This is a genomic window from Pseudoalteromonas sp. Z1A6, from assembly GCF_011378745.1.
In the GTDB taxonomy this organism is placed as follows: Bacteria; Pseudomonadota; Gammaproteobacteria; order Enterobacterales; family Alteromonadaceae; genus Pseudoalteromonas; species Pseudoalteromonas arctica.
Genome location: NZ_WTKW01000062.1, coordinates 1 through 15,913, shown reverse-complemented (window position 1 = coordinate 15,913; position 15,913 = coordinate 1). Strand labels below are relative to the sequence as shown.

11 protein-coding genes and 4 tRNA genes are annotated in these 15,913 nt (G+C 40.3%); 1 reads left to right on the top strand and 14 read right to left on the bottom strand.

Features of this window, described 5'->3' with window-relative positions; genetic code table 11:
- Nucleotides 1-145 precede the first annotated feature (145 nt).
- A complete protein-coding gene (locus GQR46_RS06100) occupies nt 146-2,056 on the bottom strand; it encodes an aminotransferase class V-fold PLP-dependent enzyme (protein WP_024591500.1) in 1,911 nt (636 codons plus the stop codon).
- Nucleotides 2,057-2,785: 729 nt separating this feature from the next.
- On the opposite strand from GQR46_RS06100, the gene GQR46_RS06095 reads away from it, so the two are divergent.
- Nucleotides 2,786-5,404 carry an AAA family ATPase gene (locus GQR46_RS06095; RefSeq protein WP_165729537.1) on the top strand — a complete coding sequence of 873 codons (2,619 nt, stop codon included), beginning with the start codon at nt 2,786-2,788 and terminating at the stop codon, nt 5,402-5,404.
- Nucleotides 5,405-5,576: 172 nt separating this feature from the next.
- On the opposite strand, the gene nth is transcribed toward GQR46_RS06095, so the two are convergent.
- From nth to GQR46_RS06030, 13 genes are all read right to left on the bottom strand, one after another.
- The gene (nth, locus tag GQR46_RS06090) at nt 5,577-6,209 is read right to left on the bottom strand and encodes an endonuclease III (RefSeq protein ID WP_165740416.1); all 633 of its coding nucleotides are present in this window, start codon (nt 6,207-6,209) and stop codon (nt 5,577-5,579) included.
- A gap of 49 nt (nt 6,210-6,258) precedes the next feature.
- Nucleotides 6,259-6,957 (bottom strand): electron transport complex subunit E, encoded by a 699-nt coding sequence (locus GQR46_RS06085; RefSeq protein ID WP_010553676.1) that lies wholly within the window; start codon nt 6,955-6,957, stop codon nt 6,259-6,261.
- A complete protein-coding gene (gene rsxG / locus GQR46_RS06080; RefSeq protein ID WP_002962266.1) occupies nt 6,954-7,595 on the bottom strand; it encodes an electron transport complex subunit RsxG in 642 nt (213 codons plus the stop codon). Before rsxG ends, GQR46_RS06085 begins: the two co-directional genes overlap by 4 nt.
- Nucleotides 7,592-8,650, bottom strand: a complete 1,059-nt coding sequence (gene rsxD / locus GQR46_RS06075; protein ID WP_002962268.1) for an electron transport complex subunit RsxD — start codon at nt 8,648-8,650, stop codon at nt 7,592-7,594. Before rsxD ends, rsxG begins: the two co-directional genes overlap by 4 nt.
- Nucleotides 8,647-11,223 (bottom strand): electron transport complex subunit RsxC, encoded by a 2,577-nt coding sequence (gene rsxC, locus GQR46_RS06070; RefSeq protein ID WP_165740415.1) that lies wholly within the window; start codon nt 11,221-11,223, stop codon nt 8,647-8,649. The genes rsxD and rsxC overlap by 4 nt, the downstream gene beginning before the upstream one ends.
- A gap of 8 nt (nt 11,224-11,231) precedes the next feature.
- Entirely contained in the window at nt 11,232-11,786 is a 555-nt protein-coding gene (gene rsxB, locus GQR46_RS06065; RefSeq protein WP_007585357.1) for an electron transport complex subunit RsxB, read from the bottom strand.
- Between the two features lies 1 nt (nt 11,787).
- Nucleotides 11,788-12,369 (bottom strand): electron transport complex subunit RsxA, encoded by a 582-nt coding sequence (gene rsxA / locus GQR46_RS06060; protein ID WP_008172491.1) that lies wholly within the window; start codon nt 12,367-12,369, stop codon nt 11,788-11,790.
- 81 nt (nt 12,370-12,450) lie between these two features.
- Nucleotides 12,451-13,269 (bottom strand): transporter substrate-binding domain-containing protein, encoded by an 819-nt coding sequence (locus GQR46_RS06055; protein WP_165740413.1) that lies wholly within the window; start codon nt 13,267-13,269, stop codon nt 12,451-12,453.
- 15 nt (nt 13,270-13,284) lie between these two features.
- Nucleotides 13,285-15,228, bottom strand: coding sequence for a GGDEF domain-containing protein (locus GQR46_RS06050; RefSeq protein ID WP_024592352.1), 1,944 nt, complete (start codon nt 15,226-15,228; stop codon nt 13,285-13,287).
- 148 nt (nt 15,229-15,376) lie between these two features.
- Nucleotides 15,377-15,453: transfer RNA gene (locus GQR46_RS06045), tRNA-Asn, on the bottom strand.
- Between the two features lie 29 nt (nt 15,454-15,482).
- Nucleotides 15,483-15,559: transfer RNA gene (locus tag GQR46_RS06040), tRNA-Asn, on the bottom strand.
- Nucleotides 15,560-15,580: 21 nt separating this feature from the next.
- Nucleotides 15,581-15,657: transfer RNA gene (locus tag GQR46_RS06035), tRNA-Asn, on the bottom strand.
- A gap of 21 nt (nt 15,658-15,678) precedes the next feature.
- A tRNA-Asn gene (locus GQR46_RS06030) sits at nt 15,679-15,755 on the bottom strand.
- Nucleotides 15,756-15,913: the final 158 nt, after the last annotated feature.

The following is a 15,913-nucleotide window of genomic DNA, read 5'->3' as shown; positions in this document are numbered from 1 at the left end:
CTTGCTTTTTTTTAACTAAAATTAGTTAATATTTATAAGGATGATTTATCCCACTTTGTATTTACTTTTAAATACTGTTACTGCGGCAATGTCTTGCGACACTGCCACCAGCAATTATTATTGAGATAGTATTTAACCAATACCTTTATTTTTTAACCTTACCCTTAAGAACATAAATTTCACCATCGAAACTGCCTTGTATCGTCAGTCCTTGGCTTGCCAACTCTTGTAAATATTCGATATGGTCATTAGTGATATGCTGGCCTGGGACTAAAAGCGGAATGCCCGGTGGATATGGAGTAACTAAACCTGCACAAATGCGGTTGTTACTTTTGCTAATAGGCACAGATTCGCGGTCGCCATAAAAAGCATCGCTTGGAATACACGCCAAGTCGATGGCAGGTAAGTTTTCGGGTAAGCGAGCTCTGCGCGTCGATTTCGATAGTTTTACCTTACCGCTGTCTAGCTTTTTCAACGCATTGTACAAACGAATTATTTTTGAGCGCGTGCCGCCAAGCGTGAGTAAAACCAAGATGGTGCTGTGTGTGTATTTTTCTATCTCTAGCCCAATTTCATCCAGTAGATATTTATGAATATCTTTTAATGAGTAAGGTAGCTCACTAATATCAATAAGGATTTTTAATGGGTCGTGACCCATGTTATCACCACTAAAATGCGGGAATATTTCCATAAAGTCTTGCTTAGCTAATACTTTAATTTGCTTAAGCGAGGCCATCTGTTGTTTAAACTCTTCAACATGATTTAGTAGCGCATTAAGTAGCTTATAGCCTTCCATCTCTAATTGCTTTTGGCACACGTCAAGCGATGCAATAAGCTGATATTTAGGCGATGTACTAGCGTAGATACTATAAATCTCTCGAAAGAAATCAGCATCAAAATCGGGGTCGTTAATATGAATATAAGACGCTTGAGAAAACGCCGATACTACTTTGTGCGCCGAATGCGTAATGTAGTCAGCCCCAGCATGTATTGCAGAATAATGACGAAAACTAGGATGAAACAAAGAGTATGCAAACCAGGCTTCATCTATAAACACCTTGATACCATATTGATGAGCATAATCTACGACTTGTTTTAGGTCGCTAAGCAGGCCATCGTAAGTACACCCGGTAAGCACTAGTAATTTAGCATCAGTATTGTTTTCAATTGCTAATTTGATGTCGGCCAACGACGGTGGCGCGAAAATGCCATATTTTGGATTTAAGATACTCGCCAAATAAATGGGGTAACTGGCTGATTGCAAGATGCCATAGTGTACTGATTTATGGCAATTACGGTCGACAATTACTTTATCTCCCTTGCGCAGCAGTGTCTGCAAGATGATTTTATTTGAGGTAGACGAACCATTTGTAACAAAGTAGGTGTGTTTAACTTCAAACGTTGCCGCTGCTGATTCTTGTGCGCGACCAATGGTATTGGTGCTGTCTGATAATGAACCTAGCGAGTCTACCGAAACCGACAGGTCGCCAACAAATACATTGCGGCCGTAAAACTGATAAAAATCTTTGATATAAGGGGAGTTTCTAAAGCTAGATCCACCGCTATGACCCGGTGTATGCCATGAATCGTTTGCTTCACCAACGTAACGACGATACGCCGTCCAAAATGGCGTTTCAGAGCGGTCGTCAAAATCGTTAATCATATAACCTAAAATAGCTTCTGGGTCAGAAATCACTTCATCTTTAAAAAAGAATGATTCGATTTCTTCTGATTCGTTTACGATCTCCAGCCCTTTAGTGTCGTCGCCAATAACATAAACCGGTAACTCAAGACGAATTGCCTTTAAATCCTCGATAAAGCGGCTATACATCCGCTCACCCACTTTGTTGTGCATATCCCAGCTTAGAACTACGGCTTGAATATCACCATCTTCCTCTACACATTCCAGCGCGTGTTTAAGCTCGAGGCATTCAATAATATCGATATGAATATCGTCTCGCTCAAAGTTAGGAATGGTCTTTGACAGATTAGTTGAAAGCCCTTGTAAGGTGGCTGGGTCTTGTTCAATTATCAAGATACGAAGTAGAGGTAGCATAGAGGGTTTCGCAATATAATTTTATAATGCTCACTAGCATAACTAAAGGAGTGTAACTTGTGAAATTAATACTTTGATAATGTTCTAATAATTGTTCTATTTCATTGGCTACTACAAATAAGAGGCGCAATGAAATTCATGTGTTTTCTGTTTCCATCGTAAGCATAAAGATTTTGATCATTATCAACGACAATATACTTCCCTTTAAGTTTTATACCACTAAAGTATAAAAATCATACTTATTTGATGGGCAGTTTTGTGCCAGCTGCTGACCTTCAAGGCGTGAATCTGAAACTTTGTTGGGTGGCGCCTTTGGCTTAACCAATCTACCTTTTGACGTAGGTTGGATAAGTGGCGAGGCCACGCCATACGACACAGTAAAATACCTTGCCAATTATTATCAATATTTTATGTTGTCGAGTGGCTGAACTCACAGCCCATTGCGGTCATTCTGCATTTCAATTTTACTATAAGCTGAAATTCTTATATGCCACTAAAGCGGTCATTGATATAATTCTATAGAGTAACCTTTAGTCGTTCTAAGTATTTAACCCAATTCCATACAGAGACTTTAATTGTGTAAAATCAAAGTAATCAACATTAGGTTGCATATTGATTTACACAAGTTTTTTTAACTGATAGCTTTGATATTAGACTTTAATAAGGACAATGTCGTTAGGTATAGATTTTACTGCCTAATCTGACAATTTATCAAATATAAGGGAAAGTATGATTCAGTCTGAATTTCAACGTTTTCTGCAAACTTTACTTTCATCTCCATCTAGTGCGTCAGTTCATAAATTCGCTAACTTGGTACTAAAAAATCTGGATGAAATTGTTCCACTAAGTACTTATCAGGGACAACGAGTTAAACATGTCGCAAAGCTTGCTCAAAAAGAATGGGCTAGCTTAAGCCAAGATATTCCAACTAATCTTGAAGATGTTGAGTCAGATGTTGCATCTTTTACTCTACTAAAAGAGTTATCGGTTGATTCATTTAGGGGATTTAGCCGTGAGGAAACTTTTGACCTGAATAGTCTGCTGGTACTTATCTTTGGGCCAAATGGTACGGGGAAATCTAGTTTTTGTGAAGCATTAGAATATGCCTTATTAGGTTCAGTTGCAGAAGCTGAAAGTAAACGTTTTAGAGATGTTGAAGCTTATTTAAAAAATGCCCATACAAATAAATTCGCACCACCCAAATTGATCGGAATTGATGCTGAAGGGAGTGATGTCAATATTAAACCTAATGATGCTCTTTATCGATTTTGCTTTGTTGAGAAAAACCGGATAGATAGCTTTTCGCGTATTGCTGCACAAGCTCCAGCCAAACAGTCTGAGCTAATATCAACACTATTTGGTCTTGATGCGTTTAATGAGTTTGTAAAAAACTTCTCTCTTGAAATGGATGGAAAACACATTGATGTAGAAGGTATCAAAGCAAAGAAACTTTCTGAAAAAAGGCTTCAACTCCAAGGCGCTGAACAGCAAATAAAGCTTAATCAAAGCATTGTGGAACAGGTAAAGGGTGAAGAAACTTCACTAGCAACGCGCTATAGAGAAGGCTGTACTTTACTACAAATGATGTTTGAGCTTATTGGGTCAGAGGAAAGGCAAGGGCAAATACCTTTATTAGAAGCAGAGCTACAAAAGCCTGCTCCGCAAAAAAGTAACCTAACAGCTTCTAACCTAGCCTCAATCAAACAAACGTTGGTAAACAGTTTAAGCGACCATAAGCAAAAAAGAGAAGAATTAGCGAATGCAAGCCAACAAGTATCTTTCCAGCAGCTATTTGAAGCTGTGACTCAAGTTCAGCAAATTAGTCCTGAGAAATGCCCTGCATGTTTAACACCATTAACGGAAGTTACCGTTAACCCTTTCACTCATGCAGGAGAAGAGCTAGCTAAACTACAACACCTTGCTGAATTGCAAATTAAAATAAGGCAACTTGAGCAAACAGTGCTTCAAAAGCTTCAAGAATTGCATCAGATATTATCCACTTGTTTAAATTTTTATCCCACTGATAACAAGTTAGCACAATTCAAGCTAGCTGATATGTCCCAACTAAATGTGGCATGGTGGAAAAGTTTGCATGCAGCGCTAGGCGATGGCACATCAGCCATTCAGCATATTGATACACAAGTAGATTACCTAGAAAAACAGGATACTAAAAGTGTTCAAATTGAACAAAATAAGAAAGCTCAGCAACAAGAATTGAATCGATTAAAAGGTTTCTTAAATGAAGCTCAAAAGCTAGCTGCTTCGAAGGGGGCGGCAATCAACGCAATTAAAGGTGCTCAAAAACTAATTAGTGAATTTGACGAAGCAAATAAAGCACTCATCGGTGAAGTCGAACAAGAAAAGCCTATTGTTGAACAGAATATTGACATCAGAGAGTCCTACCAGCAGTTTGTAACTTTACTTAACGCCTATCGCAAAAAGCTACCTGCACTTCTAGTCGAAAACTTAGGAGATGAAGTTGTTAAATTATATAATGCATTCAACCGTAATGATGCGCCAACAGAGCTATTGGCATCAATTCAGCTACCGCTAGCACAAAACCAGAAGCTAAAAATTTCCTACCAAAACGAGCCTCAAAAATATTTTGATGCGCTTCATGTACTAAGTGAAGGGCATATTCGTTGTGTTGGCTTGGCAATATTACTGGCGAAAAATATCAAAGAAGATTGTCCTCTTCTTATCTTTGATGACCCGGTTAATGCCATTGATGATGATCATCGTCAATCCATCAGACGCACGCTATTTGAAGATGATTACTTTGATGAAAAACAAATTATTTTGACGTGTCATGGGGAGGAGTTTTTTAAAGATATCCAAAATCAATTGTCGGTGGAACAAATTAAAAGTAGTCAGCGGTTAGCTTTCTTGCCCCGTATTGATGAGCCACATATTCAAGTTGATTTCAAATGCGCCCCAAGAAACTATATTGAGGGGGCATTAGAGCATTTTCGCAAAAATGAATTACGATTTGCACTGGGTAAATCTCGCCAAGCTTTAGAGTCATTAACTACTGGGAGAGTATGGCAATATGTCAGCAAACATGGTGATGGTAATTTAAGTATCAAATTACGTGCCGCAAACGCACCAATTGGATTACGTCAATTAACAGAGCAACTCAAAACTAAGATTAAAAAAGGTGACTTTACTGACGCTGAAAAACATAATGTTTTGTCTCCCATTGAACAATTATTAGGTATTAATGGTGACTCTCTAGAATGGCGATATCTGAACAAAGGCACTCATGATGAAGTAGACCGAGCCGAGTTCGAACGAAACTCAGTTCATACCATTGTATCAGCATTAGCGTTACTAGATCAGGCGCTATAGTTTAACAGCACCTTAAGCCAGCCTTTACTCTCAAACAGAAGAAGCTGGCAACTCACATTTCAAATATAATATTTATCTGTAGAAGCAAAACATCAACGGCAGCTATGAGTGAGAAGCTGCCCATCGAAAATAAAAATTTGACCGTCCGTAGATCGCTCAAGGCTGCCTGTAGTTACTCTGTTTTTTCTTTAAACTCACACAAGTCTTCAATAATACAGCTGCCACACTTTGGTTTACGTGCTACGCAGGTGTAACGTCCGTGAAGAATCAACCAGTGATGCACGTCTACTTTAAATTCTTTTGGTACAACCTTTTCAAGCTTTTGTTCTACAGCTACAACATCTTTACCCATGGCAAGCTTTGTACGGTTAGAAACACGAAATATATGTGTATCCACGGCTATTACAGGCCAGCCAAAGGCGGTATTGAGTACAACGTTAGCTGTTTTTCTGCCAACGCCTGGTAGAGCCTCTAACGCTTCTCGATTTTCTGGCACGATGCTGTTGTGCTCATCCACCAATATTTGGCACATTTTGTACACGTTGGTGGCTTTAGAATTAAATAAGCCAATGGTTTTTATATAATCACGCAGTGTATCGTGGCCTATATCTAAAATGGCTTGGGGTGTGTTAGCAACAGGGAACAATTTACGAGTGGCTTTATTAACACCTACATCGGTTGCTTGCGCTGAGAGCGTAACGGCAACCAGTAACTCAAATGGGCTTGAATATTCAAGCTCTGTAACTGGGTGCGGGTTATCGTCGCGCAGGCGCGACAGTATTTGGTGACGTTTTTCTTTATTCATGCAACTTAAAACGTATTAGTGCTAATTGTTGCTCTAATACGTTTTCCCCTTAAGTTAAGCTGGTCACACGTGCTCGAGGGCCTTTTTCAGCCTCTGGCGGTGCAATTTGCTTTGATTTTATTTGTGCGTCAATTACGTTTTTAGCAGCAATAAGTAGTCCAAGACCTAAAAAGGCACCCGGTGGTAAAATTGCGAGTAAAAATTGGTTATCAAAGTTAAATACTTCTATGCGCAAGCTCTGTGCCCATGGGCCAAGTAATAAGTCGGCACCGTCAAACAGCGTACCTTGGCCGATTAGTTCGCGCATAGTACCTAATACTAACAGTACAGCCATAAAGCCTAAGCCCATCATTAAGCCGTCAAATGCTGATAAATGAACAGGGTTTTTAGAGGCGTATGCTTCGGCGCGGCCAATAATGGCGCAGTTAGTTACAATCAACGGGATAAAAATCCCTAATGATTGATATAAACCAAAGGTATAAGCGTTCATGAGTAATTGAACTATTGTTACAAAGCCTGCGATGATCATGACAAATACAGGTATACGAATATCTTTTGGCACCCAGTTACGCACAATTGATACGGTAACATTTGAGCCTATTAGTACGAGTAAAGTTGCTAAGCCTAAACCTAAGGCATTTGTTACAGTTGAGGTAACGGCAAGCAGTGGACATAAACCTAAAAGCTGCACAAGGGCAGGGTTATTTACCCATACACCTTCTTTGTATAATGTTTTTAACTCACTCATTTAGCTACCTCCATACATTCGGCATTAGGTGCTGCAAAAATATCATCAAAATTAGTTTGTGCGAACAATACGGCATTTTTAACAGAGCCCACAACAGCACGTGGCGTTATGGTCGCGCCTGTAAATTGATCAAACTGGCCGCCATCTTTTTTTACAGCCCAGCGAGCGTCTTCTTCGCCTTCAACCGTTAAGCTTTTAAATGTTGTGATCCAAAGTGATTTTTTAACTTCTACTTTGTCGCCTAAACCAGGGGTTTCTTCGTGTTTAGTCGTACGAACGCCAGCAATAGTGCCATCGCTCAATACAGCTGTTAATAAGTTAATATCGCCACTGTAGCCGTTTGGCGTAACATGCCTAATAACAACAGCGACTGGTTTATTGTTTTTACGAGCACGGTAAATTACTTGGTTTGCGTGTGGGCCTAGTTTTTCGTCAGTAATAATTACGCAATCTTGTGATAATTGATTGTCGTACGATTTTGGGTCGAGCACTTCTTGTAGCTGCGCAGTAAGTTGCAGTTGTTCTTGCTCTGCAATTTTATCGGCAGTAAGCGCGTTGATAGAGGCAACTAAGCCCGTTGTTGCTAACGCAAACGCAGTTAAAATAGCACCATTTTTAGCCATTGACGAAATGATCATTTTACTGCTCCATGGCCATAAGTACGTGGCTGTGTGTAGTAGTCTATTAGCGGCACTGCAATATTAATCAATAATACGCTAAATGCGATGGCATCAGGAAAACCACCAAAGGTACGAATTAAATAAATTAGTAAGCCAATTAGCGCGCCATAAATTAAGCGCCCTTTGTTAGTTGTTGCTGCAGATACCGGATCGGTTGCTATAAAAAAGGCCCCCATCATAGTGGCACCACTTAATAAGTGAAATAGGGTGCCCGGCTCTGTACCAGGTGATGCGATATAACCAATAGCACTACATACAGCTAAACTTGCGATAAAACTTACAGGAATATGCCAGTTAATTATTTTTGCTTTTAATAAGTATAAACCACCCACCAAAAAGCCTAAGTTAACCCACACCCAGCCAAGGCCAGCCCATTCGTTAAATAATGGCTTTTGCATGCTTTCGGTAACGGTTAAACCGTGTGCTATGTCTGTTTTAACAGTATCCAGCGGTGTTGCCATTGTTAGGCCATCAACCCCTGCACGTACTTGATCAAGGCTAAACCCAGAGGCCGTAAAATCGGTGAATATTAGCCTTAGCTGATCAGCAAAGCCTATTGGCGTATTTATTAAATCGGTAACAGGCAACCATGCGGTCATTTGTACTGGAAACGAAACTAAAAGCAGTACATAAGCCGCCATTGCTGGATTGAATAAGTTAAACCCAAGGCCGCCATAAAGCTGTTTAACTATAACAATAGAAAATAAACAGCCAATAACGATTATCCACCAAGGGGCAAGTGGTGGAATACTCAGTGCCAATAACACGGCAGTAAGCCACGCACTGCCATCACTTAATGCAGGCCAAACAGGGCGCTTTCGTATTAGCATTATTGCAGCTTCAAATACGCTTACAGCAACAAGCGCGAGCACCAGTTGAATAAGTACACCGGTTCCAAAAAAGAAAACTTGAGCAATTAGCCCAGGAATACACGCAGCAATAACGCTAAGCATTAATCGCGTTAACGATTTATGGCTGTGATTATGCGGCGAACTGGCCATGGTTAATTTCATGACTGATTATTTCCTTCTTTTTGTAACTTTTTAGCTTTTGCTCTCGCAATTGCTGCGGCCACGGCGGCTTTTTTCTTATCGTCGGCTGATTTAGGTTTATCTGCTTCAGTAGAATTGGATGAGTCATCGGTATTATTGTTTGCACCCTTTAGTGCCGCACTATCAATTTGTGGCTCTTGAGTTTGTTCGGCTTCTTCTAATGCTTGTGCCGCTTTTTTAGCTTTTGCGCGCGCAATGGCCGCAGCTACCGCTGCTTTTTTATCATCAACGGGTGCCGCGCGTTGTGGTTCTTCACTCACGGTTTGCTCGGTTTCTTCTAATGCTTTAGCTGCTTTTTTAGCTTTTGCGCGAGCAATGGCCGCCGCTACGGCTGCTTTTTTATCATCAGCAGGCGTATCGCTTTGTGGCTCTTCACTCACGGTTTGCTCAGCGCCATCTAATGCTTTAGCCGCTTTTTTAGCTTTTGCACGAGCAATGGCCGCCGCTACCGCTGCTTTTTTGTCATCAACAGGGGCATCAGTTTGTGGCTCTTCACTTACTGTTTGTTCAGCGTTATCTAATGCTTGTGCTGCCTTTTTGGCTTTAGCACGAGCAATGGCCGCCGCTACCGCTGACTTTTTATCATCAACAGGGGCATCGTTTTGTGGCTCTTCACTTGCTGCTTGTTCAGCGTTATCTAATGCTTGTGCTGCTTTTTTAGCTTTAGCTCGAGCAATGGCCGCAGCTACCGCTGACTTTTTATCATCAACAGGGGCCACGTTTTGTGGCTCTTCACTTGCTGCTTGTTCAGCGTTATCTAATGCTTGTGCTGCTTTTTTAGCTTTAGCGCGAGCAATGGCTGCAGCGACTGCTGATTTTTTATCATCAACGGGCGCAGTATCGGCCGATTCATCTGTTTGAGATTTTTGCTCTTTATATTTACGCGCTTGTTCTTTACGTAGTGCGCGCTCTTTTGCTACTTCGCTGTTGTCAGGTTCTAATTCAGCAGATTGATCGCCTAGCTTTTTAGCTTTAGCGCGTGCAATAGCAGCTGCAACAGCTGATTTTTCATCGCCGTTATCTGATTTATTTTTAACGCGGGCTAGTGCCTCTGCTACTTTTTGCTTTTCGTCAGCAGATTTAGCTGCAGGTTTACGTTTGTGGCGGTTTTGACGTTCTTCTTGCTCGCGATCTAAACGCTCTTTTCGTGCATCAAAACGCTCTTTTGCTCTGTCGGCTTTAATTTTATCCGCTTGTTGTTCTTTAATTTCAACTTTGGCTATACGGTAGTACTGTACAAGAGGGATTTCGCTTGGGCACACATATGCACAAGCACCACACTCAATACAGTCAAATAAATTATGCTCTTGTAGTTTGTCGTACTCTTTTGATTTAGCAAACCACTGCAATTGCTGTGGTAATAAAGAAGCAGGGCAGGCATCAGCACAAGCGCTACAACGTATACAGGCTTTTTCAGGGCCGGGCTCCGCTAGCTCTTTATGATCAGGCGCTAAAATACAGTTAGTTGTTTTAACTATGCCAATACGCACTGTGGGTAGCGTAAAGCCCATCATTGGGCCGCCCATTACAACACTTTGCTGCGGTACAGGTGAGAAACCTTGGCAATCAAGTAAATGCTTTATTTCAGTGCCAAGTAGTGCCCATACATTCCCAGGCTTATGAATAGTGTTACCTGTTACCGTAACTATACGTTCAATGAGTGGTTTACCTTCATAAACGGCTTGTTGTACGGCAAACAAAGTCCCGGTGTTATGCACTAAAATACCAATATCGGCAGGAATACCAATGCTAGGAACTTCACGGTTAGTAAGTAATTTAATTAATTGCTTTTCACCGCCAGATGGATAAATAGTTGGCACCGTTTGAATAATAATTTTTGAGTTATGCTCAGCTGCTTGCTTCATTGCTGCAATAGCTTCAGGCTTGTTATCTTCTACACCCATAATGCACAGTGTTGGGTTTAAAAGTTGCTGCATTATTTCAATGCCTTGGATAACTTCTTTAGCGTGTTCGCGCATTAAAACGTCATCGGCAGTAATATAAGGTTCGCACTCAACAGCATTTACAATCAAAAATTCGATAGGTTGCTTGGTATCTGCTTTTACATAAGTAGGAAAACCAGCACCACCCATACCGCTAATACCGGCTTGGTGAATAATATTTATCAGCTCATCATGACTAAGCTCAGCAGGATTTTTATTTTTATTTAGAGCTACCCATTCGTCTTTGCCGTCTGGTTCAATAATAACACTTAGTTCAGGTAGGGCCGATGGATGTGCTGATGGCATAGGTGCAATATCAGTAACCACACCAGAGCTTGGAGCATGCACAGGTACCGACCAGTTAGCAGCAGGCGCTGTAAGTGGTTGGCCTTTTAAGACGTGTTGGCCTTTTTCTACAAGTAACTTACCGTTTGCGCCTATGTGTTGCTTAAGCGCAACAATGAGTTTGTCGGGCAACGGTAGGCGAGTGATACTCGCACTATTAGAGAGTGATTTTTGTTGTGGTGGGTGTATGCCGCCAGGAAATGCCCACACGGTGCCTTTTTTTATTTGTTCAAGTAACTTGTCCACTCAAACCTCTAATCTATTTGTGTAACAGGAATAGCATCTAGCTGCCATTTCCAGTTTTGTTTAGTTTCGGCTACAGGTAGCATATCAATGCAATCTACAGGGCAAGGCTCAACACATAAATCACAGCCAGTACATTCATCAATTAATACAGTGTGCATTTGACGAGTTGCGCCCAAAATGGCGTCAACCGGGCAGGCTTGAATACATTTGGTACAGCCAATACATTCATCTTCGCGAATATAAGCCACTGTTTTTATAGGTTCTGCTTGCTCGCCACCGGCAAGTGGTTTTTCATCAACACCCATTAAGCCGGCAAGCTTTTTCATGGTTGATTCGCCGCCCGGTGGGCATTTATTTATTTCATCGCCATTGGCTATGGCTTCGGCGTAAGGGCGACAACCCGGGTAGCCACATTGTCCGCATTGAGTTTGCGGCAAAATAGTATCAATTTGCTCAACAATAGGGTTACCTTCAACGCGAAAGCGAATTGCTGCAAACCCTAAAATAAGTCCAAAAATGAGTGCTAGCGAACCAATCGCTATCAAGGCATAAAACAAGGTCATATTAAAACTTCACTAATCCAGTAAAACCCATAAACGCCATCGACATTAAGCCTGCAGTGATCATTGCAATAGAGGCGCCTTTAAAAGGCGTAGGAACGTCAGCAGCTGCTAAACGTTCTCGTAGTGCTGCAAATAATACAAGCACTAAAGAAAAACCAACCGCAGCACCAAAACCATACACTGCAGATTGTAAAAACGAATGATCTTCTTTGATATTTAATAAAGCCACACCTAATACCGCACAGTTAGTGGTGATCAGCGGTAAAAATATGCCTAATAAACGATATAGAGTAGGGCTTGTTTTACGCACAACCATTTCGGTAAATTGCACTACAACGGCAATCACTAAAATAAAGCTCATGGTGCGTAAAAAGGCGATATCCAGAGGGATTAAAATATATTGATTAACTAAATAGCTAGTTACAGAGGCAAGGGTAAGCACAAACGTGGTTGCCAAAGACATACCAATCGCCGTATCAAGCTTACCTGATACGCCCATAAACGGACATAAGCCTAAAAATTGTACTAATACAAAGTTATTAACCAGAACGGTTCCAATCAATAACAAGACATATTCTGTCATGTGTGCCTCACGCTATAATAAACGTGGGTATTATCCTTTTTTCTTTATCGATTAACAACACATGAGAAGCAAATAAACGACTCAATCAGTAATGATATTAAAGCGACTTAAGATTTCAGGTGTAATTAGAATAGGATCGATATTATATGGCTTTAAAATATCTTTAAATTGATCGTGTTCTTGGTATAAATCTAATAGTGCTTTATTAAATAGGGCAATTTGTTCAGGAGATAATTGAATTTTATTAAAACCAATAAAATAGGGGGATTCGCTTTGTAAAAAGGCCAAATTAACATGATGTAAGTTAAATTGTTTTAGCCTAGCGCGTGCTTGTAAAGTATTGGCAAAGTACCCATCTATACGGTTGTTTTCTATCATTTTTACACCCGTGCCATTGGCATCGGTGAGTAAAACAATATCAAACTCCCTCAATCCGTCTTTAATCATTTGTTGCTGTATTTTAACTAGTTGAAAAGATGCATTTGAAGGGCCAAAAACAGCAATTTGCATTTTTTGTAGATCATTGAGGCTTTTGATGGTTTTTTTTGCACCCTCAGGTTGAAAAAATCCATATTGCATTTTCATAAGCGGGATCGAAAAATAAAGCCATTCGTTGCGGTCAAGATTCCAGCCCATAGGAAAGTTTCCTTGAGCTTGCAGGTTTTTTAACATGAGCTTAGAGCGACGATTTGGTACGCTGACAAACTCACATTTATAATTGAGGCGTTTACACGCTAAGGTAAGTATATCAACAAAGGGGCCAGCGGCATTATCGTGTTCATCAACAAATGAAAATGGAGGATAGTTGTGAGTGCTAAAAACTAATTCTTTTTGCGGGGCGTTTGCGTACAAACTCAAAGGCATAATAAAAAGTATAATAAAGGTAATTACTCTTTTCATGATGCCTCCAATAGACTATATGTCTTTAGGTTTTTCTATGTAATAACCTTGAACGCCATCTAAACACAACGTTTCTATAATGTGCTTTTCTTCTTGGCTCTCAACGCCCTCAGCAAATACACTAACACCAATGCGGTGGGCTAAATCGACCATTAAGCGCATAAAGTACTGATTGTTTTTATCGTCTTCGAGGCCGCGAGTATAACTTGCGTCCATTTTAATAAAGTCAGGTTTTAAATCTCGGAAAAACTTAAACGAAGTTAAGCCAACACCAAAACGTTCAACTGTAACGCGTGCGCCAACACGGTGAACCATGTCGATAAAGCGCTTACTAGCCTTGATGTTTTGCTGTAAACCAAACTCGCTTACTTCAAATACTAGTTTAGATGCAATATGCGTATCTTTCAATAATCGGCGCTCTAGCCAAATTACAAACTGATCGTTGTGTGCACTAGAAGCTGTCACGTTTAAACCAAAAAACTTTTCAGATAAATTACGGCTTTTAACCTTTTCAAGAGAAGAGTCTATGATCAGGCGATCAATTTCTATTGCCATATCAAGCTTTTCGGCCATCGCTAAAAAAGAAGCGGTAGGCAGTACTTGATTGTCTTCTGTTTTAAATCGAACTTGTACTTCAGCGTAGGCTTTTATGCTTTTACCAAGCGGCATAATGTTTTGCATTACCAAATGCACACGCTTAGATTCAATAACTTCTTTAATAACCTTACGCCAGTTTTGATTACCAAAACCCGCACTTACGTTATTAACTAAATCGGTTTCGCGTTGTACGTGCCATGCGTTTACTTGTTTTGATTGCGCCATACTCATTGCGTTATCAACAACAGAAAGCAATTCGCCTAACGGCTTACCTTTTTCGTATCCTACAATACCCGTATTAGCTACCGAGCTTAACTCTTGGTTTTGTTGGTACTGCGTGAAGCGCGATTGCAGGTTTTCACCAAAGCGCTCAGCTTCTTTTAAAGGAATGTGGGGTAGTACGACAGCAAAGTCAGAGCTGTTTAATCTAAATATTTGGCTGCCAGTGTAAGTGCCGCTTATGTGCTTAATAATATCGGCAACGCCTTTTACGTACTCATCACCTTTTTGATAACCACGGCTTTGGTTTATAGCTTGTAGTTCGCTACAACGAACCATAGCTAAAGAGCCAAATGTACTTTGCTCAGTGTTTTCAATATTTTTTTCGTAGTACTCAACAAACATATTACGATTACCAAGCGAGGTAATTACATCTTTGTACGCTTCATGCTTAATAGTCATAGCAGCGCTTTGTATGTCTTCGTTTTTGTTTTTTAAGAAATGTGATAATCGATTAAAGCTAGGTACTAAATCTTTTCCCATTTTTTTCAATCGAGTGCCATCTAGTGCTGTTTCTAAATCATTATCAACTTGGTTTTGATTGATATAAATATCGATAATGTCAGCAACTGTTGTACTTATGTTTTTATTTAAATGGTAAAAAATAGATTTCATTAGAATTATTGGAATAATAACTAAAATGGCAGAAATCAAAATAACAATAAAAAGGGAGGTTTGTAGCTGCGACGCTAAATGCTCAATGTTAAGTACAAATTCAACTTTTATATCTGAGGCGTCATTTACAGCAAATTGAGGGCGCACTGAGTTAAAGTTAGAGAGTACAAAATCAGCAAACATTGGTAATTGAGTAGGGGGGTTAATACTAAATATTTCAGCCCCTTGGTAATCTCTTAGAGTGAAGCTTGAAAACGTTTTACCATCTGCAATTGATTGTTTTAAATTTTGAGCAGAAATATCGTCTAAAGAAAGGTCATTAATATACTTAGTAACAGTAGTTTGCGCACTTTTTTGTGCATCACTTACCGCAGTATCAAAGCTTATAGATATGAAGTAGCTTCCTGCTGCAACACACAATAACCAAGAGATAATTTGTATAAAAATAAGTTTTTTAAATCCAGCCATGTTTTCAGTCTTTTAATAATTCAAAAGGGAAGGAATCAAGTCCTTGATTAATAAACTAAGTACAGCGCATTAAGGAATAAACTAATGCTTTAGTTATATAAGGAAGAGTAGTGGAATTAGCTTGAGATGTCTATGAAATTCTTAGAATTGGCTCCCCCTCCCCGACTCGAACGGGGGACCTGCGGATTAACAGTCCGTCGCTCTAACCAACTGAGCTAAGGGGGAACTAAAGTAGTGATATTATTATGATGATTTGGCTCCCCCTCCCCGACTCGAACGGGGGACCTGCGGATTAACAGTCCGTCGCTCTAACCAACTGAGCTAAGGGGGAACTACATCATAAACATAAACTTGGCTCCCCCTCCCCGACTCGAACGGGGGACCTGCGGATTAACAGTCCGTCGCTCTAACCAACTGAGCTAAGGGGGAATCGTTTATGGTTGAAAAACTTGGCTCCCCCTCCCCGACTCGAACGGGGGACCTGCGGATTAACAGTCCGTCGCTCTAACCAACTGAGCTAAGGGGGAAGCGTCTTGCCTTTCAACGGGGCGAAATATTAATGACCGCGCCGCAAAGTGTCAACATATAAAAGTCATAAATTGAAAAAAGAGGTTTATTCGTTGTTTTTGTGTTCGATCTGCGTGTTTTATAGCTCTATTAAAGTTACTTTTTTAAAAATTTAAGA

Excerpts from the sequence above, each read along its gene's own strand:
- GQR46_RS06100 (WP_024591500.1), bottom strand. The coding sequence starts at position 2,056 with ATGCTACCTCTACTTCGTATCTTGATAATTGAACAAGACCCAGCCACC.
- rsxB (WP_007585357.1), bottom strand. The coding sequence starts at position 11,786 with ATGACCTTGTTTTATGCCTTGATAGCGATTGGTTCGCTAGCACTCATT.
- GQR46_RS06050 (WP_024592352.1), bottom strand. The coding sequence starts at position 15,228 with ATGGCTGGATTTAAAAAACTTATTTTTATACAAATTATCTCTTGGTTA.
- GQR46_RS06095 (WP_165729537.1), top strand. The coding sequence starts at position 2,786 with ATGATTCAGTCTGAATTTCAACGTTTTCTGCAAACTTTACTTTCATCT.
- GQR46_RS06085 (WP_010553676.1), bottom strand. The coding sequence starts at position 6,957 with ATGAGTGAGTTAAAAACATTATACAAAGAAGGTGTATGGGTAAATAAC.
- rsxD (WP_002962268.1), bottom strand. The coding sequence starts at position 8,650 with ATGAAATTAACCATGGCCAGTTCGCCGCATAATCACAGCCATAAATCG.
- GQR46_RS06055 (WP_165740413.1), bottom strand. The coding sequence starts at position 13,269 with ATGAAAAGAGTAATTACCTTTATTATACTTTTTATTATGCCTTTGAGT.
- rsxA (WP_008172491.1), bottom strand. The coding sequence starts at position 12,369 with ATGACAGAATATGTCTTGTTATTGATTGGAACCGTTCTGGTTAATAAC.
- rsxG (WP_002962266.1), bottom strand. The coding sequence starts at position 7,595 with ATGATCATTTCGTCAATGGCTAAAAATGGTGCTATTTTAACTGCGTTT.
- nth (WP_165740416.1), bottom strand. The coding sequence starts at position 6,209 with ATGAATAAAGAAAAACGTCACCAAATACTGTCGCGCCTGCGCGACGAT.